General features: G+C 56.8%; 23 protein-coding genes. 8 read left to right on the forward strand and 15 right to left on the reverse strand.

The genetic code is table 11. From position 1 onward, the window contains the following. Nucleotides 1-5 precede the first annotated feature (5 nt). Nucleotides 6-1,514, reverse strand: coding sequence for a PfaD family polyunsaturated fatty acid/polyketide biosynthesis protein (locus HY2_RS00925; RefSeq protein WP_081814852.1), 1,509 nt, complete (start codon nucleotides 1,512-1,514; stop codon nucleotides 6-8). 528 nt (nucleotides 1,515-2,042) lie between these two features. Here HY2_RS00925 and HY2_RS00930 point away from each other — a divergent pair. The 3 genes from HY2_RS00930 to HY2_RS00940 are packed head-to-tail and all read left to right on the forward strand — an operon-like array spanning nucleotide 2,043 to nucleotide 5,006. Continuing rightward, nucleotides 2,043-2,525 (forward strand): ATP-dependent zinc protease family protein, encoded by a 483-nt coding sequence (locus tag HY2_RS00930; protein WP_034823711.1) that lies wholly within the window; start codon nucleotides 2,043-2,045, stop codon nucleotides 2,523-2,525. Further along, entirely contained in the window at nucleotides 2,518-4,050 is a 1,533-nt protein-coding gene (locus HY2_RS00935; protein ID WP_051594579.1) for a UUP1 family membrane protein, read from the forward strand. The genes HY2_RS00930 and HY2_RS00935 overlap by 8 nt, the downstream gene beginning before the upstream one ends. After that, complete coding sequence (locus HY2_RS00940) at nucleotides 4,047-5,006, forward strand: alpha-L-glutamate ligase-like protein (RefSeq protein ID WP_034823712.1); 960 nt, start codon at nucleotides 4,047-4,049, stop codon at nucleotides 5,004-5,006. The genes HY2_RS00935 and HY2_RS00940 overlap by 4 nt, the downstream gene beginning before the upstream one ends. Before the next feature lie 7 nt (nucleotides 5,007-5,013). Here HY2_RS00940 and HY2_RS00945 read toward each other — a convergent pair whose 3' ends face one another. The 9 genes from HY2_RS00945 to HY2_RS00985 all read right to left on the reverse strand — a co-directional run bounded on the left by HY2_RS00945 (nucleotide 5,014) and on the right by HY2_RS00985 (nucleotide 15,405). Continuing rightward, complete coding sequence (locus tag HY2_RS00945) at nucleotides 5,014-5,745, reverse strand: proteasome-type protease (RefSeq protein ID WP_034823713.1); 732 nt, start codon at nucleotides 5,743-5,745, stop codon at nucleotides 5,014-5,016. Between the two features lie 33 nt (nucleotides 5,746-5,778). After that, nucleotides 5,779-6,579, reverse strand: a complete 801-nt coding sequence (locus tag HY2_RS00950) for a transglutaminase family protein (RefSeq protein WP_034823714.1) — start codon at nucleotides 6,577-6,579, stop codon at nucleotides 5,779-5,781. Between the two features lie 4 nt (nucleotides 6,580-6,583). Next, on the reverse strand, nucleotides 6,584-7,525 hold the full coding sequence (locus tag HY2_RS00955) for an alpha-E domain-containing protein (RefSeq protein ID WP_034823716.1): 942 nt from the start codon (nucleotides 7,523-7,525) through the stop codon (nucleotides 6,584-6,586). Nucleotides 7,526-7,528: 3 nt separating this feature from the next. Beyond that, complete coding sequence (locus HY2_RS00960; protein WP_034823725.1) at nucleotides 7,529-8,962, reverse strand: circularly permuted type 2 ATP-grasp protein; 1,434 nt, start codon at nucleotides 8,960-8,962, stop codon at nucleotides 7,529-7,531. Between the two features lie 90 nt (nucleotides 8,963-9,052). Beyond that, nucleotides 9,053-10,819 (reverse strand): glycoside hydrolase family 15 protein, encoded by a 1,767-nt coding sequence (locus tag HY2_RS00965; protein WP_034823727.1) that lies wholly within the window; start codon nucleotides 10,817-10,819, stop codon nucleotides 9,053-9,055. Further along, the gene (gene otsB / locus HY2_RS00970) at nucleotides 10,816-11,550 is read right to left on the reverse strand and encodes a trehalose-phosphatase (protein WP_034823730.1); all 735 of its coding nucleotides are present in this window, start codon (nucleotides 11,548-11,550) and stop codon (nucleotides 10,816-10,818) included. The genes HY2_RS00965 and otsB overlap by 4 nt, the downstream gene beginning before the upstream one ends. Further along, on the reverse strand, nucleotides 11,547-12,941 hold the full coding sequence (locus HY2_RS00975) for an alpha,alpha-trehalose-phosphate synthase (UDP-forming) (RefSeq protein WP_034823732.1): 1,395 nt from the start codon (nucleotides 12,939-12,941) through the stop codon (nucleotides 11,547-11,549). The genes otsB and HY2_RS00975 overlap by 4 nt, the downstream gene beginning before the upstream one ends. A 128-nt stretch (nucleotides 12,942-13,069) precedes the next feature. Beyond that, nucleotides 13,070-13,891 (reverse strand): lipoprotein N-acyltransferase Lnb domain-containing protein, encoded by an 822-nt coding sequence (locus HY2_RS00980; protein ID WP_034823734.1) that lies wholly within the window; start codon nucleotides 13,889-13,891, stop codon nucleotides 13,070-13,072. Continuing rightward, a complete protein-coding gene (locus HY2_RS00985) occupies nucleotides 13,888-15,405 on the reverse strand; it encodes an FMN-binding glutamate synthase family protein (protein ID WP_233346265.1) in 1,518 nt (505 codons plus the stop codon). The genes HY2_RS00980 and HY2_RS00985 overlap by 4 nt, the downstream gene beginning before the upstream one ends. A gap of 373 nt (nucleotides 15,406-15,778) precedes the next feature. On the opposite strand from HY2_RS00985, the gene HY2_RS00990 reads away from it, so the two are divergent. Beyond that, nucleotides 15,779-16,207, forward strand: coding sequence for a DUF2853 family protein (locus HY2_RS00990; RefSeq protein ID WP_051594580.1), 429 nt, complete (start codon nucleotides 15,779-15,781; stop codon nucleotides 16,205-16,207). A 72-nt stretch (nucleotides 16,208-16,279) separates the two neighbouring features. Here the strand turns inward: HY2_RS00990 and HY2_RS00995 are convergent, their stop codons facing one another. The 4 genes from HY2_RS00995 to HY2_RS01010 all read right to left on the reverse strand — a co-directional run bounded on the left by HY2_RS00995 (nucleotide 16,280) and on the right by HY2_RS01010 (nucleotide 20,498). Beyond that, a complete protein-coding gene (locus tag HY2_RS00995) occupies nucleotides 16,280-17,416 on the reverse strand; it encodes an acyl-CoA dehydrogenase family protein (RefSeq protein WP_034823737.1) in 1,137 nt (378 codons plus the stop codon). Then, nucleotides 17,413-17,736 carry a hypothetical protein gene (locus tag HY2_RS01000; RefSeq protein ID WP_034823739.1) on the reverse strand — a complete coding sequence of 108 codons (324 nt, stop codon included), beginning with the start codon at nucleotides 17,734-17,736 and terminating at the stop codon, nucleotides 17,413-17,415. The genes HY2_RS00995 and HY2_RS01000 overlap by 4 nt, the downstream gene beginning before the upstream one ends. Before the next feature lie 2 nt (nucleotides 17,737-17,738). Next, nucleotides 17,739-18,953: an acyl-CoA dehydrogenase family protein gene (locus HY2_RS01005; protein ID WP_034823741.1), complete on the reverse strand. Its 1,215-nt coding sequence runs from the start codon at nucleotides 18,951-18,953 to the stop codon at nucleotides 17,739-17,741. Between the two features lie 123 nt (nucleotides 18,954-19,076). Next, nucleotides 19,077-20,498: a glycosyltransferase family 2 protein gene (locus HY2_RS01010; protein WP_081814853.1), complete on the reverse strand. Its 1,422-nt coding sequence runs from the start codon at nucleotides 20,496-20,498 to the stop codon at nucleotides 19,077-19,079. A 128-nt stretch (nucleotides 20,499-20,626) separates the two neighbouring features. Here HY2_RS01010 and HY2_RS01015 point away from each other — a divergent pair, with 128 nt between their 5' ends. The 3 genes from HY2_RS01015 (at nucleotide 20,627) to HY2_RS01025 (ending at nucleotide 23,052) form a co-directional block, all read left to right on the forward strand. Beyond that, nucleotides 20,627-22,183, forward strand: coding sequence for an FAD-binding domain-containing protein (locus HY2_RS01015; RefSeq protein ID WP_162173271.1), 1,557 nt, complete (start codon nucleotides 20,627-20,629; stop codon nucleotides 22,181-22,183). 269 nt (nucleotides 22,184-22,452) lie between these two features. Next, nucleotides 22,453-22,635 (forward strand): hypothetical protein, encoded by a 183-nt coding sequence (locus HY2_RS01020; protein ID WP_034823744.1) that lies wholly within the window; start codon nucleotides 22,453-22,455, stop codon nucleotides 22,633-22,635. 114 nt (nucleotides 22,636-22,749) lie between these two features. Continuing rightward, nucleotides 22,750-23,052 (forward strand): UrcA family protein, encoded by a 303-nt coding sequence (locus HY2_RS01025; protein WP_034823746.1) that lies wholly within the window; start codon nucleotides 22,750-22,752, stop codon nucleotides 23,050-23,052. A gap of 96 nt (nucleotides 23,053-23,148) precedes the next feature. On the opposite strand, the gene HY2_RS01030 is transcribed toward HY2_RS01025, so the two are convergent. Further along, complete coding sequence (locus HY2_RS01030) at nucleotides 23,149-23,679, reverse strand: SixA phosphatase family protein (RefSeq protein WP_051594582.1); 531 nt, start codon at nucleotides 23,677-23,679, stop codon at nucleotides 23,149-23,151. Nucleotides 23,680-23,806: 127 nt separating this feature from the next. Here HY2_RS01030 and HY2_RS01035 point away from each other — a divergent pair, with 127 nt between their 5' ends. Then, entirely contained in the window at nucleotides 23,807-24,445 is a 639-nt protein-coding gene (locus HY2_RS01035) for a peroxiredoxin (RefSeq protein ID WP_034823748.1), read from the forward strand. Nucleotides 24,446-24,599: the final 154 nt, after the last annotated feature.

Below are 24,599 nucleotides of genomic sequence, written 5' to 3' on the forward strand. Positions count from 1 at the left end.
GCGCGTCACAGGAAATGCCGCGGCTTGAAAGAAAACTCTGTCGGCGGAACAGCAACCCCACAGGCCCGCATCTGTCCTGCGCGGGAAAGATGCGCCGCCCCCTCCATCAGATTGAGGGCAATCTGACGAACTGTTCTATTATTGATCGGCTCAAGAAATGTCCCCGCAGCCCATTCATTGAACGCGCCCTGTGCCGGACCACACCAGATCTGGTAATCCGAGACGCGGTCTTCCTCACCGTCGCGCGCCCATTGAGCCGCCATGAAAAGATACCGCCGCGCCACCAATGCCAGGCGCTTGTTGCCATCTGTCTCGGCACGTGAGGCTTCTTTGGGGTTTGCCTTCTGAATATAGGCACGCGTCTTTTGCCAGGCCGCAGGAAATGACTCGCCCAACACGCCATCCAGCCATTTGCGATCTTCCGTACTCATTGTTTCGTAAGATGCACCTGCCCGGTAAAACGCATGGAGCTTGCGCGCTCGCATCGCAAAAAGGGTTCCACGCTTCAGCACCTGAACCTCAATGCCCTGCTCAAACATATCTGCGGCGGGTGCCATGGTCACATCTGCCGGGCCCGCTTTCGCAAGCAGTTGACGCGCGCGCTCCGACAGTCCGGACTCGACCGCTGCCTGATTGACTGAGCCTGTCAGCACATAAGCCGCGCCCATCTGGAAAGCTGCAGCGACCCCGTGCGGAGTTGCAATGCCGCCGCCCAGGCCAATGCGGATCATGTTGGCGTCGATTCCTGACCGCTCCATCACACGGTCACGTGCGAGACACAGGGATGAAAAGAGCGGGGCCGCAGCCCGATTATCCGTATGGCCGCCGCTATCAGCCTCGGCCGTGATATCCAGCGCGACCGGAACCTGCGCAGCCAGGTCGGCCTGCGCCTCACTTATACGCCCTTCCGCGGCCAATGCCTTGAGAATGTTTTCAGGTGCGGGTGCCATGAACTGCTCAGCCACCTCAGCGCGGGAGACTTTCGCAAAAACATGGTTGGCACGTGTGATGCTGCCATCTTTGGCGCGGGCCAAACCCAAAGCGGTAAAACGCACGATTTCTGGAGACAGGCGCATATAGGCTGAGGCCGACAGCCGGCGCACACCTCGCTCCAGAAACAGGTCGACCACTCTGGCTTCATATCCGGGCTGTTGCGGAGAGTGGATAAGATTGGCGCCCCAGGAAATCTGATCCGGCCCAAGCACGGACTTGACCTCTTTCAGACCCACATCAATCGCATCAGGCTGCAGTCCGGCACTGCCATAAAAACCAACACAGCCACACCGAACTGCCTCGATCACCATGCGCGGCGTGGCAATGCCTCTTGCCATTTCACCAACGACATAATTGAATCGAGCGCCATGCGCCTGTGCAAAGGCCCGATCTCCCAACCATTCGGGATAGATAGGAGGGAAGCAAGTACGCCCCTCCCCCGCCTTTACCGGAATTCCGCTTTCATCGACACAGACCTCTTCCCGCAAGCGGGAGAGAAATTGATCGCCTGAATACCCCATAAGCCTTCTCGCTCACACCAGATTCGAATTCTTCGAATCCTCTAGACTAGACTCAATTATCACCTATCGTGGACCCTATACTCCCAAGAATCACCACAATGCGTGACATCTCTGCAAACAAAGCCCACCCATTAGTCAGCTCTGAACAGAAGCTTATCCCCCAAAGCCAACAAAGCAACCCAAAGTGGATTTATTTCATAAATCTATTTTGCGTGTGCATTTTTCCGGGAAGGTACGACCCATGCATTCTGTAGAAGTGCATGCAAGATGCGCACCACAGAGGGGCCTCAGCTTGACCTTAGTATTGCCATGAAATCGGTATTTCGCAGGGATTATTATCCGGCTTTTGAAACTTGCCAGCACCCTTGCGTCCCTTATTGGGAACCCCTAGTGAACCACTCGGCTATCGTGTCCCAAACCGGCATGCTAGTGACCGGGAAAAGCCGCACCAACGGAACACCGACGTAACAAGGAAACGCCTGCGTGAAGAACTTGAAACATCTCTTGGCTGCGGCGGCCCTAGCACCCATGATGGCAACGGCAGCATACGCCGACAGCAGTGACCGCACCAGCGATTCCACTGTTATGGGATTTGTCGAAAACGTCTATGTTGGCAAATTGGGCCTGGAAATGAAAGGCAAGCTGGATACCGGTGCCGATTCCAGTTCGGTCTTCGCGCGTGATGTCCATATTTACAAAAAGTCTGGCAAGGATGACTGGGTCCGCTTCCGTCTTATCGGGAAGAATGGGCGCACGGTTCGCTACGACCAGAATGTAAGACGCTTCGCTTTGATCAAGCTTAAGAAAGGCGGCACGATTCGCCGGCCTGTCATTCACCTGCCTATTTGCATTGGCGGCGTTAAGGGACTCGCCGAGGTCAATCTGGCGGATCGTGAAGATTTCGAATATGACTTCCTCGTTGGTCGTGAATTCATGGCCTCCCGTATTCTAGTGGACTCGGCATCGACCTTCACCGCCGAAGGCAGCTGCGAAAAAGACGACCGTGAATAGTTTCACCCATACCCGACTGCTCGCCCTTCTGTTGACAATTATCGGGCTGAGCATCTTCGCCACAAAAGTTGTGCGATACGATTACCCCCTGTCGCCGGGTGCCCGCACAACGACGTGGGATTTCGAAATTTATCTGGATTTCGACACCAACAATCAGCCCGTCCGGCTGGAAACCTTCATTCCCTCCAATAGCGAGAGCCGCCGAGTTTCCCAGGAACAGTTCTATAATGGCGCGTTCGGTCTGCGGCTGGATACCAAATCCACTGAAGGTCGCACCGCCATCTGGACCTACAGGTATCCGAATGATCGCAAGGTGCTGCGCTATCGCGCGCGCTTGGTTGGGGAGACCGAAAGCACGCCGCTGCCGGAAGGCATGCATCGCAAGCTGCAACGCGCTGCGCCAGAAACCGAGAATGATCTTGAACGTCAGGCCTTTCTGGTCTGGTCGACCGATCTGCGGCGTCGCTCTGCCGATGATGAATCCCTTGCCGATCTCGTCCTGCAGGAGATCTTCGTGGATGAAGACGTTGATGAGGTCGAGGCCCTGCTCTCGCCTACCCTGCCATCCTCCATTAGCCGACTGGCTCTGGCCCGCGATGTCCTGACCGCCCAAGGTATTCCGGCACGCGTTGCAAATGGTATCTATCTGGACCAGGCTCGTCGCCGCGCCGAGATTCACCACTGGCTGGAATATTATGCCGATGGTGCCGACCATCGGTATTTCCCAGGCCTAGATCCTGAAGAGTTTTTCACGATCTGGCACGGAACGGATGACTTCATCCGCGCCGAAGGCATTTCCGATCTGGACTTGCAGGTAAGCATTGAGCCTGTAAACGCAGCCGTATCTGATGTTGCCCAGCGCGTCGCGCGCGATGAAGGGTCTGCGATGCAATGGTTCGGCTTCAACCGCCTGCCCATCACGACACAGCTTGTCTATCAGGTGATCGTAACCATTCCTGTCGGCATCCTGATGCTGGTTTTCCTGCGCCAGTTCATCGGCTTGCAAACACTTGGCACTTTCATGCCTGTGCTGATCGGGATTGCCTTCCGGGAAACCGCCTTGCTGAACGGCATCATCCTGTTCACGGCCCTGATTGCTCTGGGTCTTGCCGTCCGCTTCTATCTTGAGAGACTGAAGCTGCTACTTGTACCGAGATTGGCAACAGTGGTCGTTTTCATTGTCATCTGTATGGCTGTCGTGGCACAGCTGATGTCAAATACCGGGCAGCGCATTGGCCTTTCGATCTCCCTGTTCCCGATGGTCATCCTGACGATGACAATCGAGCGCATGTCGATTGTGTGGGAAGAATACTCTGCGACAGATGCTATCAAGCAAGGGCTCGGCAGCCTGCTCGTCGCATCCGCTGCTTATCTCGTGATGACCAATGAGACAGTTGAATATTTCATGTTCAACTTCCCTGAACTGCTCCTCGTGATCATGGCGATCTGCCTGCTGATGGGCAAATATACCGGCCTGCGTCTCAGCGAGCTGATCCGCTTCCGCGAACTGGATACGCGCAAATGATTGGGCGTTATCGAGCATTGCGGCGCGCCGGATTGCTCGGGATTAACGAGCGGAATCTCCGCCTCGTCAATGAACTGAATCCGCGCCGCCTGATCCGTCTAGTGGACGACAAGCGGGAAACCAAGCGGCTCGCCATGGCCGCGGGGATTCCCACACCGGAATTGTATGGCGTAATCGCCAACCCGTTCCATATGCGCCATCTGGAATCCTATCTGGACAAGCCGGACGGTGTGGTTATCAAGCCGGCCAATGGCTCACAGGGCAACGGCATTCAGGTTCTTATGGAACCGATGCGCGGCGGGTGGCGCCGGTCAAATGGCCAGCGCGCCCTTCTGGAGGATATCCGGTTCCACGTGAACAATATCCTCTCCGGCATGTACAGCCTCAGCGGCCAGCCGGATGTGGCGATGTTCGAATACCGCGTAAAATTTGACGAGATATTCAATCCGATCTCGTTTGGCGGTGTCCCCGATATTCGTATCATTGTGGTGCGCGGCATACCTGCTGTGGCAATGGTGCGACTGCCGACCGCAGAGTCAGATGGCAAGGCCAACCTCCACAAGGGCGGCGTCGGCGTCGGTCTGGACCTTGTCACAGGCAAGACGCTGAGCGGTATGCAAAATGGCAAGACGACTGACATTCACCCCGATACGGCCAACCCACTGAAGAATTTCTCGGTGCCGCACTGGGACGCGATGCTGGAAATGGCCGCCAAGGCCTATGATGTGACCGGGCTCGGCTATCTCGGCGCTGATATCGTACTGGACAAGGGCAAAGGCCCCCTGCTTCTGGAGCTGAACGCCCGGCCTGGCCTCGCCATCCAGATTGCGAACCGTATCGGCATCCGCCCGCTACTTAATGCGACGCTGGAAGCAGATACCGAGGGCATGGACGCCTTGGCCCGCGTTGAGCTTGCCCGCAAACTTTACCGCCAGAATGTGCCGGAAGTCGTCTAGGTCCTCGCTAGAATTCGTAGTCCGGCAGGGAATTGAAGGCGAGCTTCAAGGCATCGCCCCAACGTGAGGATATAGTCGAGAAGTACGGATCGTTCTCTTCTACCCGACGCTGGGCAGCAACCTTGCACGTATCTCTCTCGATCGTTTGCAAATCCAGCGGCATGCCAACAGACAAGTTCGCCTTCAGTGTAGAGTCGAAAGACACGTAGAGCAGTTTGACCGCCTCTTCGAAGGTCATCTCCGGTCGATAGGCGCGCAGAATGATTGGGCGACCATACTTGGTCTCCCCTACCTGAAAGAAGGGCGTCTCGTCACTGGCTTCAATGAAGTTGCCTTCCGGATAGACCAGGAAAAGGCGCGGGCCGATCCCCGCAATCTGACCGCCGACAATCATGGTCGCGCCAAAGGGAGATTCAGATTCCGGACCATCAGACCCTTGTGTGCGGATCACTTCCTTCAGGGTCTCGCCGACAAGATTGGCTACCTGAAACATGGTGGTTGCGGCCATGATGCTGGGATCACGATCTTCGGGTGCCTTGAGGCGCTCATCCAGAAGGCTGATCACAGCCTGCGTCGTTGCCAAATTCCCTGCAGTCAAAATTGTGATCACACGCTCACCCGGCTTTTCCCAGGTAAACATCTTGCGAAACTTGGAGATGTTGTCGACGCCCGCATTCGTGCGCGTGTCCGACATGAAGATAAGGCCACGATCAAGCCGTAAAGCAACGCAATACGTCACTCCGAATCCCTCCGCAGAAAACCAGCTGTCACTTTACTGTTGTACTTGGATGGATACTACGAGATTTTCCCGTTCGGCCCCATATAGAAGGCCCCGCACAGGCGCCGCGTCTCTATAATCCAGCCCCGTTGCTACGCGGATGTAACGTGCATCCGGGCAGATGCGATTTGAGACATCAAAGCCTGTCCATCCGAGCCCATCGACCCATGCCTCGGCCCAAGCATGGCCAGCCTCCTGTTCAACACGGTCCATCATCATCAGATAGCCGCTGACATAACGCGTTGGGAACCCGAGCAGCCGCGCCGTGGCGATGAACACATGCGCATGGTCTTGGCAGACGCCTCGCCCCAGTTTCAGCGCCTCCTCTGCATTGGTCTCGGCATCAGTGGTATCTGTCTCATAAATAATGGCCTCGCCGATCGCTCCCATCAGTTCGTGCAGAATATTCACATCCTTTGGAGAGGCATCCGGGAAACGGTCTGCCAAGGCGCGGATCTCTTTTCCCGGCGTGGTCAGCTTGGTCGCCCGTTCATACAGCCAGAGCGGGATAAGCTGGTTATGCGCGCCAGAGACGCCAGCGGTATCATGCGTTTCGACCTCTCCCTTGTAGGTGATCGCCACGCGCTCCGCACCCGGCTCGAGAGAGACCAGATCAACGAGATTTCCATGATGGTCGGAATAGCTGACTTCCTTGCGGGCACCATCAAGAACAAGATCCCAGGACAGTATGGATTGTGACGGCAGGTTCTGTGGCCGCTTGCGCACCTGCAGCAGCGCGTAACTCGCGCCGCGCTCATAAGTATATGTGGTCGTATGATCTACAGTCAGGCGCATTGCTTCACTCCATGAACCTGTAGTCTTGCACGATCTGGTAAGACAAGGCGCCGTTGCGGCCCATGAAGTCCGTCAGGAATTCATGCAGTCCATCATGGAAAACGTTCTTGATGGACGCGGCAGTAAGGCGGGCCTCAAGAGACTCTGCCAGATCATGCGATGGCATTCTCTGCCCATATTGAGCGAACAGGCCCTGCAACTGAAAACTGATTGTATCATAACAATAAGCGAGCGATCTGGGCAGGCGCGTGTCGAATATCAGAAAGTCCGCAATGGCCATGGGGGTGATATTGCCACCATTCAGCCAGTGGAACGCCCGCTCTGCTGATGCAGACCGCAAGATCATCTCCCATTGAACATTGTCCAGTGAAGACCCGATCGATGCGCTGGACGGCAGGAGCACATAATACTTCGTGTCCAGAATACGGGCGGTACTGTCGGCCCGCTCGATCATCACACCCAAAAATATGAAATTGTAGATGTCGTTGCGTAGCATTGTGCCCGCCGTCGTACCACGCACCTGCGCGCCCTGCTGACGGATCAGGTTCAGCACTTCCGGCAAGTCAGCCTCTGACGGTGCCCGGCGCAAGGCTTCCTTTGCCGTTATCCAGAAATCATTGATCGACTCCCACATTTCTCGGGTAAGGGCCGTGCGGGTCATCCGCGCATTCTCGCGCGCCGTGTGCAGCGTCGACAGAACACTCACAGGATTACTCCGGTCCCTGAGGACAAAGTCAGCAACCTTGTCCCCTCGGATGACTTCATGCTTTTCCAGATATGCGTCCCGGCACCCGGCCGCCGTTATGACGGAGCCCCACTCTTCCTCTCCCGCCTCGGCACGGGTCAGCGCCATACGGAAACCCGCCTCGACAAGGCGCGCCGTATTCTCCGCTCTTTCCATATATCGGGCCATCCAGAACAGACCCGCGGCAGTTCTGCCCAGCATGGTCTAGTCTCCCTTCAGTACCCAAGTATCTTTGGTTCCGCCGCCCTGGCTGGAATTGACCACCAGAGAGCCCTTCTTCATGGCAACGCGCGTCAACCCGCCAGGTGTTACGTTCACGCCTTCGGGAGAGACAAGCACAAATGGCCGCAAATCCACATGGCGAGGGGACAAGCCGCCCCGCGTAAGAACCGGCACTGTGGACAGCGCAAGTGTTGGCTGCGCGATATAATTGGCCGGCTTGGCCTTCAGTTTCTGACGGAAGGCCGCAACATCCTTCTTGCTGGCCGCAGGCCCGACCAACATGCCGTAGCCGCCAGAACCGTGCACCTCCTTCACCACAAGTTCTTCCAAATGCTCCAACACATAAGCGAGCGCATCCTTTTCAGCGCAGCGCCAGGTCGGAACGTTCTGCAATAGAGGCTTCTGGCCTGTATAGAACTCCACAATGTCCGGCATGTAAGAGTAGATCGCCTTGTCATCGGCAATGCCTGTACCCGGAGCATTTGCAATGGCAATACTTCCCGCCCTGTAGGCGTCCATAATGCCGGCGACACCCAACAGGGAATCAGGCCGGAAATTCAACGGGTCAAGGAAATCATCATCGACCCGGCGATAGAGCACATCAATTGGTTCATAGCCCTGCGTTGTGCGCATAGCGACCCGGCCATTTACGACCCTAAGGTCATGCCCCTCGACCAGTTCGACCCCCATCTGGTCTGCCAGGAAAGCGTGTTCGAAATAGGCCGAGTTATGTATGCCCGGCGTCAGAACCGCGACAGTCGGCCGGTCGCGCGTTACTGCCGGGGCCGACCGCTCCAAAGACTTGCGAAGCGCCATGGGATAGCCGGACACTCTCTCAACCTGAACCTGAGAGAACAGTTCGGGAAACATCTTCAGCATCGTTTCCCGGTTCTCCAGCATGTAGGAGACCCCCGAGGGTGTGCGAGCATTGTCTTCCAGCACAAAGAATTCATTCGGGCCGGTGCGAACAAGATCTATACCGACAATATGCGTATAGATGCTGCCCGGTGGATCAAAACCAATCATCTGCGGAAGAAACGCATCATTCTGACTAATCAGATGCTCCGGAATACGCCCGGCGCGAACAATCTCCTGCCGATGATAGATGTCATACAGGAAGGCATTGATCGCTTTCACCCGCTGTTCAATGCCGCGGGTGAGCTGCGCCCACTCGCCTGCCCCGATAATACGCGGCACAAGGTCAAACGGGATCAGGCGCTCGTCCGCTTCTGTCTCGCCATATACATTGAATGTAATGCCCGTCCTGCGAAAGAAGGTCTGCGCATCGCGCGACTTCTTCAGAAGGGCGTTGGCTGTTCTGTTCTCCAACCACGCACAGTAATCGGAGTAAGGCGCACGAATGCCCTCTCCCTTTCCATGCATCTCATCGAAAAAAATATCATCACTCCCGGCCATCTACTCACCAACGCACAGCTGTCAGATAGGTTCAACCAAAGCATTCTGCGGCGCGTTCTATCCATATGCGCTATGCATTTACGTGCAGACTTATGTGACCGCTGCCCAAGGCTTGCTCAATAAAGCGGCAGAATTGATGATTCCGACCATACAATAAGTCTGTGGGTAATTTCCCCACAGCTCCCCGGTCTCCGGATCGACGTCTTCAGACAGCAAGCCGACATGGTTGCGAGCCGCCAGAACGGACTCGAACATGGCGCGCGCCTCATCCACGCGTCCAACCCTGTAAAGGGCATCAATGAACCAGAATGTACAGGCCGTGAAGGCAGTCTTCGGCTTTCCGAAATCATCTTCCACCTTATACCGGTAGACATGATTGCCTTCTCTCAAATCCCGGTCCACCGCATTGACCGTGCCTATATAGCGCTCATCGGAAGCTGGCAGGAAACCGATCTCCGCCATCAAGAGAACCGAAGCATCCAGGTCCTCTCCCCCGAAGGCCGCAGTGAAGGCACCGATCTCAGGGTTCCACGCCTTCTCCAGAATGGTCGCATGAATGATGTTCGCGCGCTCGCTCCAATATTCCTGTCGTGCCTCCAGGCCCAGGCTCTCCGCAATCCGGGCCAGCCGGTCACACGCGGCCCAGCACATAATCGCGGAAGACGTGTGCACATGCGCAATGGTGCGAAATTCCCAAATGCCTGCATCCGGCGTGTCATAGACCGCGAAGGCGCGTTCGCCGACAGGCTCTAATTGTTCGAATTCGGCTATACCGGGCTGTGATAGCAGACGCTTGTCAAAGAAGGATTGCGCAACGCCCAGCAGAACCTGGCCATAGACATCATGCTGGACATGCTCAGCCGCCTGATTGCCTCGCCGTACCGGCCCCATGCCGCGGAACCCCGGCAGGTTCGGCGCCATATCCTCAGATAGGTCCGCCTCCAGCCCGATCCCATAGACAGGCTGTATATGTCCGCCCTTTGAATGCGCCACGATGTTTCGCACCCAGCGCATATAATGTTCCAGCGTCCCCATACCGGACAGCCGGTTCAGAGCCGTCACCGTGAAATAGGCGTCCCGGATCCAGCAATAACGATAGTCCCAGTTCCGGGAAGACCCTTCATGTTCGGGGACAGAAGTCGTCAGGGCAGCAACAATACCGCCCGTTTCTTCGAATACACACAACTTCAAGGTGATCGCGGCGCGAATAACTTCTTCCTGCCACTCGAACGGAACAGCCAGGCTGCGCGCCCACTTTGCCCAATATTGCCGCGTGCGCTCCTCCCAGTCCCGGGCAATGACACCCGGGGAGTCCGTCAGGGATTCATCCGCCCCCAAAACGAAGGTCGTGTCGCGGTCAAGAATGAAGGTGGTTTCAGAAAGGATGTAGGAAACCGGCGCGTCCGTTGTCACGCGGAAGGCAAACTCGTCATCCACAAAGCGGACATGATTAACACCGCGAATAGGACGAAGCTGCCGCCCACCCCAATCTGTTTCCGGCCGCATCGAGATGCGCAACTGCGGGGAGCCTGCAATCACCTCGAACCTGCGTACGACGCTGGCCGGACGAAACATACGGCCCTTGTGTTCAAAGCGCGGCGCAAAGTCCACGATCTCAACAATCGCACCGTCTTCGGATTCCATCCTTGTACGCAGGATAGCCGTGTTGCGGTCATAGGCCTGGCTACGCTTGGCCAGTCCCTCCATCCATACATTGAACCTGCCATTACCACCCAGAAGCTGGTTGAACACAGGCTGCCCGTCAAATCTGGGTAGACAAAACCACTGATAGTCGCCGCGTGAATTGATCAGGCCGGCAATCGTACCATTGCCGATAACCCCAAGGTCCAGACTCATGGTTGCCCCAATTCTTTCTTCAAATAAGTAATGACATCCTGGTAGGTCGTCAGCCTGTAGTCTGCGCAGGTGGCGCCTTCTCCCACCTTAACAGACCAGCCGCCCAGCTTTCCGGCCATAGCAAAGGCGTCTTCATCGGTACGATCATCTCCAATCATGACCGGGACCCTGCCCTCAAAATCCTTGAGCGACATGGCTCGCTCCAGGCAGATGCCTTTATTGGCGCCTTTCGGTTTGGCTTCGAGCACCATTTTCCCCGATTGCAGGGAATAGTCGTCAAAGCCCAAAAGCACCTCCGCCAGCTCCGTCGTCAACTCGTCGCCCTTGTCGGGAGCGGCGCGATAGTGAATGGCCAGAACCGGACCCTTGATTTCAAGACGCACGCCCTGATGCGCGGAAATGCTTTGCCGGATGGCCGAGACCAGATCGGCCGGTGCCTCGGCAATATTTTCATCAGGTGCCTCGCCGGGCTCTGCTGAGCGCAGGCCATGATTGCCAAACCGCCAGAGCCCCTCCGGCACCCGGCGGGACAAATCCGTCAAATCCCGTCCGGACAGCACGGCCAGCGCGCCTTTCAACTGCTCCGCCAGTTCAAGAATTACGTGGTCCATGCCATCTGGCAGAAACACCGCATCCGGATCATCCTGCAGTGGCGTGAGGGTTCCATCGAAATCGAGGAACAAGGCGGCATCAGGGCCCAGCGCAGGCGGCGCCATATCTGTCTTGTTCATGCAGGTATCGCCTCGAATTCAGCCAGAAATCTCTCGCGCCACCAATTGATGTCCTGCTCAATAAGGTTTCGGTACAAGCTCTGCCAGCGTTCGCGGCGTTCTCCCACCGGCATGTCGATGGCGCGCTTCACGGCATCTGCAATGGCTGCACTGTCATATGGATTGATAATCAGGGCCTCCTTCATCTGCTCTGCCGCGCCCGCGAACTGGGACAGGATCAGCACACCGGGATCCTCCGGATCCTGCGCGGCAACAAACTCCTTCGCGACCAGATTCATGCCATCCTGCAGCGGCGTCACGAGACACGCCTTGGCCAGACGATACAGGCCGGCAATCTGTTCCCGCTCATATCCTCTCGCCAGATAGCGAATGGGAATCCAGTCCAGATCCCCATAGTCGCCATTGATCCGCCCTGACAAGGCATCCAGCTGTTGGCGCAGATGCGCATACTCTTCCACAACAGAGCGCGATGGCGGCGCAATTTGCGTGAAGGATATCTTGCCATGTACTTCAGGGTAGCGGTCGAACAGCTCGGCCATGCCTTCGAAGCGCTGCGGCAGACCTTTGGAATAATCCATCCTGTCGACGCCGATCACCAGGTCGCGATCGCCCAGAAACTTGGACAAGCTATTGGCCGCTTTCTTCGCCGGTTCTTCAAGCGCGGCGCGGGCAAAGCCTTCGGTATCAATCCCGATCGGGCAATGTAGCAGCCGCACGATTCTGCCCTCAACCCGGAACCGCCCATCCGGCATTTCCTCTGCGCCAAATTCCTCTTCCAGATACTGGGCCAGATTGGCGAGGTCCTTTCCGGACTGAAGGCCAACGACATCATAGGCACACAGGCCAAGCGCCAGCCGCCTGTGTTCCGGAATGGCGCGGAAGACTTCCGGTGCCGGAAACGGAATATGCAGAAAAAAGCCGCACCGGCCGTTCCAGCCATCTTCCCGCAACATGTCCCCCAGCAGCAGGAAGTGGTAGTCATGAACCCAAACCATGTCATTCGGCTGCGCCCTACGTCTCACAATGTCCGAGAACTTCTCGTTGATCTCGACATAGAAGCGGAAATATTCGGAATCGAAGACAGCCAGATCGATCCGGTTGTGCATGACCGGCCATAATACGCTGTTGGAGTATCCAAGATAAAAGCCATCATACTGATGGCGCGAATAATCCGTTATCGCGAATTCAACGCCATCTTCATGGGAAGACTTTGCCCGGTTGCTGGGATAGTCGATGATCCGGCCGCTCCAGCCGATCCATAAGCCATTCGTATCTGCCAGCGTATCCCACAGCGCCACCGCCAGACCTCCTGCCCGGCTTTCCTGGCCCGCTGCCGTGCGATTGGACACGGCAATCAGCCGTGATCCTTGTTTTTCATCATCTATTGTCATTACCCATCCTGTCCCTTGAAAGCTAGCCTATCAGGCCAACCATGCCCAAGCAGACGGCAAAACTGATCTGCAGAAACACCAGACGTGCCTGATTAATGGTCATACGATAAGTAATAGGTGCGCGCGCATCAGGTTCCACCTCTGCGATCAGAAAGCAGCCTTGCATTGAACGCTGCATCCGGCAAATCCGCCAAAGTGCGAACTGCCGGATCAATACGCGCAGACTGGCGTACCGACTCGAAAGGCCCTCGCCCTTCAATCCGCCCCATTCTGTAGAGTGCCGCGTCCGCCCTGCCGGTCAGGATAAAGGCAAAATCCCAATCGAGCCCTGCTGTCTTGGCCAGTTCATTCGTGCAGTTTGACGTCAGCGTATTGTAGAAACGCGCATGCGTCTCAATGCTTTCGGTACGCTGAAGCAAGGCCGTCAAATAGGCTTCAACCTCTTCCTGGCTAAGCACCAATGGATAAAGATACAATTCCTTGTTGAGGTATACTGCGCGCCGCGCCAGCAAGTCCCGTGGCGTCGCCCACTGATAGATCAACTCAAACCCGTTTAGCGCCCCGCGAACAACAGAGTATTTCTCCCCTGCCTCTTTGCGCGCCTCAACCGTCAGACCAATCAGGTCTCCGTCGGCGAACTCAAAGAGAACCAGCGTGTGCGCCATAAGGGGCTGGCCGGGATGCGGTTCGACAACAAACCAGGCGCGGCGGACATCTTCGATACGATGCGACGGCAGGCGCTTCCATATCTGCACAGGGCCGCTCCCAACAGGGTATGACCAGTCCCGGTAAGGACTGACCTGGAATATCCCCTCCCCCATCTCAACATGCGGAAGACGCGAGAGGTGCGGCTGCCAATCCCGGTCATGCCGCGGCTGTTTCGCGACCACGGCGACAACAAACAAAAGCGCCGCGCAGCCCAGGGCCAACAAGACTGCCACGTTCTTCATCTTGCAGCCCTCAAGCCCCTGGGGACAAAAGTATGCGCTTGCGCCATATCCCACTCATGCGCCAATGAGGTCTCTTCCGGTGCATCCAGAAGCTCCCCAGGTTTGACCAGTTGGTATGCTCTCTCTGCGGAATATATGATATCCTCTGTTACACGGTGCATGATATGACGGGGTGTCAGTTCAGAGGGGTGTGAACATCCCGCTGCACCAACTACCTCCATCAGGGCGTTCATTGTGTTGTGGTGAAAATTCCGGACGCGCACGGCCTTATCATCCACGACCAATCCGCGCTGACGGCTTTTGTCGGATGTGGCTATTCCTGTTGGACACGTATTGTTATGGCAGTTGAGAGACTGAATGCACCCCAGCGCAAACATGAAGCCACGTGCCGTGTTGATCCAGTCAGCCCCCAGCGCCATTGAGGAGGCAATGGAAAACGCACTGATCTGCTTGCCGGAGCAGCCGAGTTTTACGTCATCTTTCAAACCGGTTCCTACGAGTGCATTGCGTGTCAGCACCAGACCCTGCCGAAGCGGCGCCCCGACATGATCAAGAAATTCCGCCGGCGCCGCGCCCGTGCCCCCTTCCCCACCATCAACAACCATGAAATCCACACGCAGGCCTGTCTCCAGCATTGCCTTGCAGATAGCCAGGGTTTCCCAGCGGTTCCCGACCGCGAATTTTATCCCCACAGGCTTGCCGCCTGACAGCTCACGCAGCTTTGCTGCAAATTCCAGCATTTCAATCGGCGTGCTGAAGGCGGAATGTGCTGGCGGGGATACACAGGTCTCTCCCACTTCAATGCCGCGTGCCTCGGCAATCTCTTCCGTAACCTTTTCACCTGGCAAAACACCGCCATGCCCCGGCTTTGCACCCTGGCTCAATTTTATCTCGATCATCTTGATCTGCGGATCACGCGCCGTGTCCTCAAAACGCACGGCATCAAATCCGCCGTCCTTGGCACGGCACCCGAAATAACCTGAGCCGAGTTCCCATACGAGGTCTGCGCCGCCGCGCTTGTGATAGCGCGAGACGCCGCCCTCACCGGTATCGTGATAAAAGCCGCCCATGGCCGCGCCTTTCGACAAGGCTTCAATCGCATGTGCGCCAAGGGCTCCGAAACTCATTGCAGAGATATTGAAAATGCTGGCTGAGTAAGGCTGCGGCGTGCCCGGGGCCCCAATCAGAACACGCGGGTCGTTATTTTCCGTATGCTTCGCGGCTATGGAATGGGCGAGCCATTCATACGGCGGCCGGTCAATATCCAGATGACTGCCAAAGGGCTCAACAGAGGTTACGTCCTTGGCCCGCCGATAGACCATGGCGCGCTCTTCATTATTGAAAGGCCGCCCTTCGGTTTCACTCTCGACAATGTAAGAGCGCAGGAAAGGCCGCAACTCTTCCGCAATCCACCGGATACGCGCAATGACCGGAAAGTTCCGCCATAGCGCATGGCTGCGCTGAACCATGTCGTAAAAGCCCAGAATGGCGAGCGCCCCCGCCGGAATCCCCATATAGACAAGCCATATGTAGTCTCGCCAAAAGACTGCGCAGATAACTGCAATTAGACAGATGACCAACCAGGGCACATACCGGAACATATCAGCCTCATTCTTTATTATCGCTCAGCGTGATGTGAGCTACATGCGGCCCAAGGTCAATGAATGACCAAGCTGAAAAAAGAGACCATAAAAAGCCCTATTCTTCCTAAATCACACTTATACTCCCTACACGGATATATAACAACACAGACCATCAGGATAAAAAGGGTTGGCACCCTGTGGAAAAACAAGGCAATGTACAGGGCGCGTTTCAAAGTGATTCGTGTTGTTAGCTGCGTAAATGAAAATCACGCCCGTCTGTCGGGCCCATTGAGGAGACCCTCCCATGGCAAAAGCAACCAAAGCCAAAAAAGCCGCTGCGCCGAAGAAAGCCGCAGCACCGAAACTCGCAAAGCCAGCCAAGACCCCTTCTCCCAAAGAAGTTCTGATGGAGAAGTATATCGCCGATCTGAAAGAGAAAGTTGGCGAGACCCGTTCTGACATGGCCCTGCTCGAAGCAGCGGTGAAAGCGTCCGGTCCAACCATCTACAAATCTGACACGGCCACGATTGCCGCCTCAGACAAGGAAGAACTGGCCCGCGTCAAGAAGGGCTTCATTGCGAAAAAGCTGGGCGTCACGGATGAGGCGAAAGCCGATGCCGCTATCGCAGACGCCGTTGCAAAGTATGGCAAGTCTGTGCGCGCAAAGCATCGTCCGGTGATGTACTACCTGATCGCCAAGGCCCTGAAGAAAGGGTCTGTGCTGAAAGGCTAAGCACCCATCAGATACTATAAAGCCGGGAAGACAACGTCTTCCCGGCTTTTTCTTTGTACGGAACAATACCGATCAATACCCGTTCAGGCGAGCGTACCGATCCCGGTGCCAGCTGGCAGAGCCATACATGGCTTCCTGCACACGGGCCCGCTTCATATAGAGCCCCGGGTCGGCCTCATCCGTCATGCCGATACCGCCATGCATCTGCACACACTCATTGGAGACGAGGTGCACCAGATCGCTGGCACGGGCCTTTGCGATGCTGGCAAGTTCGGCAACATTATCCTTGCCCTCATCGACGGCCGACAGCGCGGCGGCGACGCAGGACCGCGTCATTTCCAGTTCCGTGAACATTTTCGCCGCGCGATGCTGCAGCCCCTGGAAAGAACCGATCAGCTGGCCGAACTGTTTACGGCTCTGCAGATATTCCAGCGTCATCTCGAACGCCGCCTGCGCACTGCCCAGCATCTCGGCGGCCTGACCGATCGCGGCTCGATCCAGCACCGGCTCCAGCACATCAGCGCCCTGATCGGCGGCACCGATCAACGCACCTTCCGGCACCATTACATCTTCGAGCGTCACATGTGCGGCGCCATGGGAATCGACCGTATTCAGCGCCTGAATGGAGACGCCTTTTGCATCCGCTGGCACCAGGAACAGGCTGAGACCATGACGGTCGCCTGCCTCACCAAAGGTACGCGCCACGACGATCAGCATGTCCGCATGATGCGCGTCAGGCACGTACCGCTTCATGCCGTTCAGCGTGTAGCCCTGACCATTGCGCTCGGCTTCCGTGGCAACCCCAAGCGGATTGAAATGTGCGCTCTCGTCCATGGCCAGCGCGAAAGTCGTTTCGCCGCCCGCGATCTTGGGCAACCATTCAGCCTGCTGTGCCGGGCTGCCACCCAATTGCAACGCACTCGCCGCGATCAATGCCGTCTGCATGACAGGCGTGGCAGCAAGCGTGCGACCTTGCGCTTCCAGGATCTGGCCAAGACCGACCAGTCCGAAATGTTCACCCCCCGGCTCATCCGGAATGATCACACCAAAGAAGCCGAGCTCTGCGAGCTTCTGGCGGGTTTCGGGGTCTACCCCGTTGGCGCCTTTGTTGCGCAGCGTGCGCAGATGCGTGATCGGCAGTTCTTCACGCGCGAAAGTCATTGCGGTTTCCCGCAGCATTTCCTGGTCTTCTGTCAGAAGGAATGTCATCTGAATATCTCCGAAGCCTTACGTTTTTCCATTGTGTTCTTGGCGTCACGACGCACCGCAGCGGCTTCCCTGCCGACCAGAACCCCCACCAGACCAGCAATCGCCCAGAAGGCAATCGCGGCAGTCACAGTAAGCGGATCAATCATGTCTGCGCGCGCCCCTGCCCCACTCACCCACAGAAAAGTCAGAGTGATGGTCAATGCAGAGGCCGCGATCCAGAGGCTGTACTGAAACAGGGGCCGTCCCCGGAAGAAGGGAACAGCAAACCCTGCCAGAAAGGGCAGCCCCAGATAGATCAGGGAAGCGTGTGCTGGCGACATGGCTATTTGTGGTCTTTCAAACCCAGAACGCGTTTTGAAATGACATTGAGGTTGATCTCGCTGGTGCCACCCTCAATCGAGTTCCCCTTGGAACGCAGCCATTGACGCGTGACCTTCTTGGCCGCTGGGTCAAAGCCTTCGCCTTCCCAGCCGAGACCTTCCGTGCCGAGCGCTTCAATCAGCAATTCATGGCGGTCCTGGTTCATCTTGGCCGCGCCATATTTCAGGATCGACGCCGTATGGCTGACCGCCTGGCCCGCCTTGGCCTGCTCAGCCTGACGTTGAACGGTCAAGCTGAACGCCTTGGCATACATTTTGTGGTCTGTGATGCGCGCGCGAAGATCCCCATCCAGCAGGCACCCGTCGCTGTCGGTGCCAATATGCTGCTTGGCATATTCTTCCGGCCCCAGAATACCAGAGCCGCCTGTGCCGCCAAATCCGCCAGCCGAAATGGAAGAACGTTCGAACTGAAGCAGGCGTTTGGCAATCTGCCAGCCGCCATTCACTTCACCGACCAGTTGGTCTTTCGGAACCTTCACATCATTGAAGAAGGTTTCGCAGAACGGGCTTTCGCCGGAGATCAGCTTGATCGGGCGAGCTTCAACGCCAGGGCTTTCCATGTCGAACAGAATGAAACTGATGCCCTCATGCTTCACGCTTGTGTCGGTGCGCACGAGGCAGAAGATCCAGTCAGCCTTGTCGGCATAGGAGGTCCAGACCTTCTGGCCATTGATCAGGTAATGATCGCCCTTGTCTTCGCAACGGGTTTGCAGGTCAGCCAAGTCAGACCCGGCGCCCGGCTCCGAATAGCCCTGGCACCAGCGCGTGCGGCCATGGACGATATCCGGGATGAAGCGCATCTTCTGCTCTTCATTGCCAAATTCCAGCAACGCGGGACCAAACATCCAGAGGCCGAACGAGAACAGCGGCTGGCGCGCCTTGATGCGGCTCATTTCCTGTTGCAGCACGCGGGCCTGCGCGGGGTTGAGACCACCACCGCCATATTTCTTCGGCCATTGCGGCGCGGTCCACCCTTTTTCGGCCATTCTTTCCAGCCAGATCTTGGAATCTGGATTCTTGAATGTCTCGCGCTTGCCGCCCCAGACGACTTCATCGTCCTTCATGGGGGTGCGCATTGAAGGGGGGCAGTTTTTCTCAAGCCATTCACGCGTTTCAGCACGGAATTGCTCCAGATCTACAGATTCATCATAAGCCATAGCGGTCTCCTGAAGAGGCGTCGGAACACCCTTGGACCTTAAGCCCAGGATACGGTCCCGCCAAGCGCTAACCCTACGACACAAAGGTCTCGGTCTACAGTGAGGTCCCGTGGAAGCGACGCGCTAATCGTGGGGCGTCTTGACCCAATGATGGGGAGTTCTGATCAGACTGTAGACCGCCCGCGCCATGGCGACAGACTGCAGCGGCCAATAGAGCGGGAGCGTCAACACATCAACAAATCGCAGCCGCATGACACCGCGCGGAACCAAGCATGCAGAGACAGCACCCACACCATAAGTTGCCACCAGAATAGACCAGCTAACCGGCCCCAGATTCAGCGCAGGGCTCGCGATGCAAAGCAGGCACCAGATCAACCAAGGCAAATGCGTGAAGGCCGACAGGATGGATGCGCCCAACGTCAACTGCATAGAGACAAAGCCGCCGAGCCCCATTTCGCGTACTGCCGCACCCGGGTTGCGCATCAATACCAGCCAGGTCTGCAGAAACCCTTTCAGCCAGCGTGAGCGCTGGCCCAGCCAGATGTAAAACCTTTCAGGTGGCGCCTCGAGTGTGGGCGGGGCAATGACCCCCACGCTTTTGCCCTGACGCGCAAATCTGAGACCAAGGTCTGCATCCTCCGTCACATTCCACGCATCCCATCCGCCAACCTCTTCCAGCGCGGACCGGCGAAAGTGATTGCTCGTGCCACCCAGGGCAATGGGAGCGCCCAACCTCGCCAACGCCGGCATCACGCGATTGAACTGGATCGCATATTCCAGCGCCCAGTGCCGCGCCAGCCAGGTCGGCGTCTTCGGGATGCCCACAAGAGGCGCCTGAACACATGCGAGCGACGGGTCATGTGTGAACCGCCGAACGGCCGAGATCAATTGTATGGGGCTTGGTCTATCCTCTGCATCATAGACAGTTACGAAAGCCCCCCGAGCACGCGAGAGGCCGTAATTCAGCGCGCGCGGTTTTGTGCGTGGCATACCTGGGGGCAGAACAAGCAGCTCTGTGCCCTTTGGCCAGATCTGCGCCCGGATTGCATCGCGCGTGGCTTCATCCCCCGTTTCAATCAGCAATTTCACATCCAGCAGATGCTGCGGATAGTCAAACCGACAAATGTGCCGTGCCAGCTGCGGAACAACCGCAGCCTCATCCTTCAGCGCGATCAGCAGCGTATAGACGGGCAGCAATTCCGACGCGGAAGCATAGTCCGCCTCTGGCTCCCGGCCACGCCCATAGATGACCAGCGCAAATCGGTACAACAAGATAGCGCAAAAGAGTGCCAGCCCTGCCAGACTGAGCCCGGCCCAGACAAGGCCCGGCGCGACCAGCGCCCCTATTCCGAGAACACTGAATATCCGACGCGCCGTCTGGCGTTGCCAGCCTGTCAAGCCGGACCTTGCCGACATGCCCGCAAAGCGGTCCGGAAAGCCATTGGCAGCCTCATCCGCCCGCGCAGAGTCAGGTCGCGGTTCCGCCAACCCCTCTCTGATACGGAGCCGTTCTGGCTCCATCATGTCATATCCATCAGCACCCATCTTCCCAAGAAAGCCGAAAAGGAACAGGGCTCAAGAAACCAGGAGTTGAATTCGTTTCGAAAGCGTAACGAATTGCGTATTTTTCAATAGAACTGGACAAGAATGGACAAATGTTCTATTTTTGTTCCATGAGTGATCTACAGGTAATCTGGTTTCAGCGCGATCTGCGGGTTCATGATCATCTTGCCCTGGCCGCGGCCTACGCAGGATCAGGCCCCGTTTTGCCGCTCTATATCTTTGATCCCAATATATGGACGCCTCACGAGACTTCCGCACGGCAATTTGACTTTCTTCTCGAAAGCCTCGCTGATCTCGACAGCGCTCTTCGCAAACGCGGCAGCTCGCTGTGTCTGCGCACCGGCCCAGCCGCGGAAGTCTTCTCACAGCTTCACCGTCATCACGGCATTGCCGCCATTCACGCGCACGACGTTACTGGAAGGGAGGCAGAACTCACGCGGGATCGCCAGGTGCAGGCTTGGGCCTTGAAAGCAGGCATTCCCCTGCGCATTCAAACACCCCCTGGCATGCCTGCCACTGCGAGCCGGAAAGACAATTGGCAGGCGCTTTGGGACGCCAGCATGCGACAGAAACGCGTGGCCGCACCGGACATGCTTTCTGCCCATAATATCTTATCAGAAGACTGGCCAGACGCAGAAGATTTTGGCCTTGCAGCAGATGTCTGCCCTGACCGCCCGTCCGGCGGCAGAACGCAAGGCGTGCTCAATCTTAGGCGTTTTTTGTCAGGCACCGGCAGAAATTACGGCAAACCGAACCTCTCCGCATCGCAGCGCATGGCGTGCGATCCCGGCCTTTCGTCTCATCTTGCCTTCGGCACCTTGTCTGCCAGAGAGGTCTGGCAAGGTATTGCGCAAAGCCACCACGCCCTTCTGGAAGATGGTGACAGCGTTTTTGCCATGTCCTTGGCAGCTTATGCGGACACGCTTCGACAGCGCAGCATAGATGTTCAGACAACATTGGAGCGCACCAGTGTAAGCGGGCACCGTCACTTCCTGCCCGGCGATCCTTATGACCGCCAGAAAGCCGGGGCTGGAAACGCCCATTTGGAGGCCTTGTTACATGCCCGGACAGGCTTCCCCCTTCTGGACGCCAGCATGAGATGCTTGCGAGAGACTGGCAGGCTGGACCCTCGCCTCCTTGGGCTGCTGCTCTCCTTTACAGCATCACATCTATGGCTTCACCCGGATGAGCCTGCCCGGCATCTGGCCAGGCTCTGCGTCGATTTTGACCCGGCCTCTTTTTATGCGAAGGTCCGAAAACTTCCCGGCATTGCCGTGGATAAGGGTGCCTATGTCCCAAATCCTGTCCGTCAGTCGCTGACCCTGGACCCAGACGGCAATTTCATCCGGCGCTGGTTGCCAGAGCTTGGGGCTTTGTCTGACAAGCATATCCATGCGCCTTGGGATTCACCCAAGTCCGAACTCGCAGAGGCTGGCATCATTCTAGGCCAGACATATCCCATGCGCATGGTGGACCATATGGCCGCTGCCCGGGAGGCACGCAGCCGGTTCGCCCCTAAAGCCGTGCGCACAAATTCCGCTCGCCCGAGTATAAGGGAAGCATCCCATGAGCGGCCTTTCCGGCCAGCTGAGTCTTCTTGGCCCAGCTCTCGCCTGCGCCCAGATCCTCCAAGATCAGCCCCCCGCCAGATGAGTCTCGATCTCTAGAATTGACCTCAGAACCCATTTGGAGCCGGAATGAGCCGAAAAATCCCGGCTCATTTTTTCATGTGACGTCGATTTAATTGGCCTTGATCCCTTGCCATGCGGCACCATATCGATATTCAACAAACCACAATACTTTGAAAAGACTAGAATTTATTATTTTTCGATAAAAAGTTATTGATTTTCGATAATTCCTGACCTAGATTGTTTGTGTCGGCGGCAGAGATGACTTGCCAAGGACATCAACCAACCAGCTAGAAGGAATTAAAATCATGATCCCCCGCGCCCGTCAGAGCGACATCGAAACCGCCGCCCCAGCAGGTGTAATGGCCTTGGCCATGTTCACAGGCGAGGCAACCCTCCGGAGCCGGCCGGCGAATGATGTCACAGCGGAGGTTCGCAAAAACCTGCTGGTTCGCCGCCGCCGCCGCTTCGCCCGCCGCGAAGCTCACTAACCGGCCTCTCCCGGCGCTGCGAGCCTCTGGTCTCCCCTGCCACCCCGCAGCGCCGGACTTTCACCCTCGAATTTTCTCTAATCACTCAAATATTTCACAAGAAGGATACCTGCCATGATCCGCACGATTACCACCATCGCCATCGCCGCTGCTGCTATCTCTGCTCCGGCCTATGCCGCTTCCGATGACTTCACCATGGAGATCGATCTGAACCGCGCACAATTGCAAACCGTCGAAGGCGCAAAAGCAGAGTTCGACAAAATCAGCGACCAGGTCACTAAAAGCTGCGAAGCAGAATATGCTGAATTCGGCCTTGGCAAAGACTACGCTGTCACGGTCTGTGAGCGCCGCACGATGAAGAAAGTTGTCGCCTATGTCGACAATCAGAACTTCACCGCAGCTTATCAAGGCAAATAAGTCATCAGAGCTCTCACCGGAACTTGGCCCTGCCTCTCCCTGAAGCCAGTCCCGGATGAGGATCCTGAACCGTCCTGCACCAGCAGGGCGGTTTCTTTATGAACTGGCGTCTGCCTCGCGGAAATCCTTTGCCCGTAGCACGCCGGCCAACCGAAAATGTACGGGGACAAAAGCGCCATGCTCATCAGCCTCAAACAGGGCGCAGCAACTGGTCGGAAATTTCTCGACCAAGCGCAAAGCATCCTGATGGTCGAAACTGCCACCCTCGCGGAGGATTTCCATCGAGAAGTCATGCAGACCCGGATTATGCCCGATCAACATCAGCGTACCGGCCCCGTCATTTTGCGCGACGGCATCGGCCAGGCCGCGTACGCCGGATAGATAGAGTGACTCCATCGGGCGCACTTTTTCGCCTTCCACCACTTTGGCAACCTCTGAACAGGTTTCCCGCGCACGGCGCGCTGTAGACACCAGAATACGCTCCGGGCTCCATCCCATGCCGACCAGTTCCTCTGCCATGCGCTTGGCGTCTTCCTTGCCGCGCTCGGTCAAAGCACGGCCGAAATCATCCACCCCTTCGCCCCAAGGCTCTGTCTTGGCATGCCGCATCAGGATCAGGCGTTTCATTCCACTTCCTTCTTCCCGGGAGGGGGTATTAGAAAATCTGATCGACACCTTGAGATGTCGCACATTGGTCTACTTCCTCTTAGGCACCATTTCTAAAGCAGAAATCAAGAGACAGGAGTAAGCCACTATGAGCCTTCTTATCGGCGACGTCGCCCCAGACTTCGAAGCAGAGACAACACAGGGCCCCATCCGCTTCCACGAATGGGCGGGCGATGACTGGGTTGTCTTCTTCTCCCACCCGGCAGACTTTACGCCCGTCTGCACCACAGAACTTGGCTATACAGCAAAGCTGAAAGACGAATTTGCGAAACGCGGCGCGAAAGCGCTGGTCATTTCGGTCGACAGTGTTGAGGACCACAAGAGCTGGATCAAGGATATCGAAGAGACGCAGCATACCAGCGTCCAGTTTCCGATCATCGCAGACCCCAAACGCGAGGTCGCGACGCTCTACAACATGATCCACCCGAATGCGGATCCGAAAGTGACGGTGCGAGCAGTCTATGTGATCGACCCGAACAAGAAAATTCGCGCCTCTATCATCTATCCCCCGAGCGCCGGCCGGAACTTTGACGAGATCCTGCGCCTGATCGACAGTTTGCAACTGACCGACGGCTACAAGGTGGCCACGCCGGTGAACTGGCAAGATGGCGAGGACGTGATCATTGTGCCGTCCCTGACCGATCCGGAGGAGATCAAGAAGCTTTTCCCCAAAGGCTACAAGGAAGTGAAGCCCTATTTACGCTATACTCCGCAGCCGAACAAATAAGGCAGCACAGACTGAAGACCTGAGAGAGCTCCCCCTTTCTGCAAGGGGGAGTTTTTTTGTGTACGTTCCTTTGCGCCGCGCTAATAGAGGAGGGGCCCATTGCGCCCGCAATGGGAGGTGAGGGTCTTTCCTCCTGCGCCTAAAGCCGGACTGG

The organism is Hyphomonas pacifica, assembly GCF_000682675.1.
Lineage (GTDB): Bacteria > Pseudomonadota > Alphaproteobacteria > Caulobacterales > Hyphomonadaceae > Hyphomonas > Hyphomonas pacifica.

Excerpts from the sequence above, each read along its gene's own strand:
- HY2_RS00925 (WP_081814852.1), bottom strand. The coding sequence starts at position 1,514 with ATGGGGTATTCAGGCGATCAATTTCTCTCCCGCTTGCGGGAAGAGGTC.
- HY2_RS00930 (WP_034823711.1), top strand. The coding sequence starts at position 2,043 with ATGATGGCAACGGCAGCATACGCCGACAGCAGTGACCGCACCAGCGAT.
- HY2_RS00940 (WP_034823712.1), top strand. The coding sequence starts at position 4,047 with ATGATTGGGCGTTATCGAGCATTGCGGCGCGCCGGATTGCTCGGGATT.
- HY2_RS00950 (WP_034823714.1), bottom strand. The coding sequence starts at position 6,579 with ATGCGCCTGACTGTAGATCATACGACCACATATACTTATGAGCGCGGC.
- HY2_RS00955 (WP_034823716.1), bottom strand. The coding sequence starts at position 7,525 with ATGCTGGGCAGAACTGCCGCGGGTCTGTTCTGGATGGCCCGATATATG.
- HY2_RS00960 (WP_034823725.1), bottom strand. The coding sequence starts at position 8,962 with ATGGCCGGGAGTGATGATATTTTTTTCGATGAGATGCATGGAAAGGGA.
- HY2_RS00965 (WP_034823727.1), bottom strand. The coding sequence starts at position 10,819 with ATGAGTCTGGACCTTGGGGTTATCGGCAATGGTACGATTGCCGGCCTG.
- otsB (WP_034823730.1), bottom strand. The coding sequence starts at position 11,550 with ATGAACAAGACAGATATGGCGCCGCCTGCGCTGGGCCCTGATGCCGCC.
- HY2_RS00975 (WP_034823732.1), bottom strand. The coding sequence starts at position 12,941 with ATGACAATAGATGATGAAAAACAAGGATCACGGCTGATTGCCGTGTCC.
- HY2_RS00980 (WP_034823734.1), bottom strand. The coding sequence starts at position 13,891 with ATGAAGAACGTGGCAGTCTTGTTGGCCCTGGGCTGCGCGGCGCTTTTG.
- HY2_RS00985 (WP_233346265.1), bottom strand. The coding sequence starts at position 15,405 with ATGGGGATTCCGGCGGGGGCGCTCGCCATTCTGGGCTTTTACGACATG.
- HY2_RS00990 (WP_051594580.1), top strand. The coding sequence starts at position 15,779 with ATGGCAAAAGCAACCAAAGCCAAAAAAGCCGCTGCGCCGAAGAAAGCC.
- HY2_RS00995 (WP_034823737.1), bottom strand. The coding sequence starts at position 17,416 with ATGACATTCCTTCTGACAGAAGACCAGGAAATGCTGCGGGAAACCGCA.
- HY2_RS01000 (WP_034823739.1), bottom strand. The coding sequence starts at position 17,736 with ATGTCGCCAGCACACGCTTCCCTGATCTATCTGGGGCTGCCCTTTCTG.
- HY2_RS01005 (WP_034823741.1), bottom strand. The coding sequence starts at position 18,953 with ATGGCTTATGATGAATCTGTAGATCTGGAGCAATTCCGTGCTGAAACG.
- HY2_RS01010 (WP_081814853.1), bottom strand. The coding sequence starts at position 20,498 with ATGGGTGCTGATGGATATGACATGATGGAGCCAGAACGGCTCCGTATC.
- HY2_RS01015 (WP_162173271.1), top strand. The coding sequence starts at position 20,627 with ATGAGTGATCTACAGGTAATCTGGTTTCAGCGCGATCTGCGGGTTCAT.
- HY2_RS01020 (WP_034823744.1), top strand. The coding sequence starts at position 22,453 with ATGATCCCCCGCGCCCGTCAGAGCGACATCGAAACCGCCGCCCCAGCA.
- HY2_RS01025 (WP_034823746.1), top strand. The coding sequence starts at position 22,750 with ATGATCCGCACGATTACCACCATCGCCATCGCCGCTGCTGCTATCTCT.
- HY2_RS01030 (WP_051594582.1), bottom strand. The coding sequence starts at position 23,679 with ATGAAACGCCTGATCCTGATGCGGCATGCCAAGACAGAGCCTTGGGGC.
- HY2_RS01035 (WP_034823748.1), top strand. The coding sequence starts at position 23,807 with ATGAGCCTTCTTATCGGCGACGTCGCCCCAGACTTCGAAGCAGAGACA.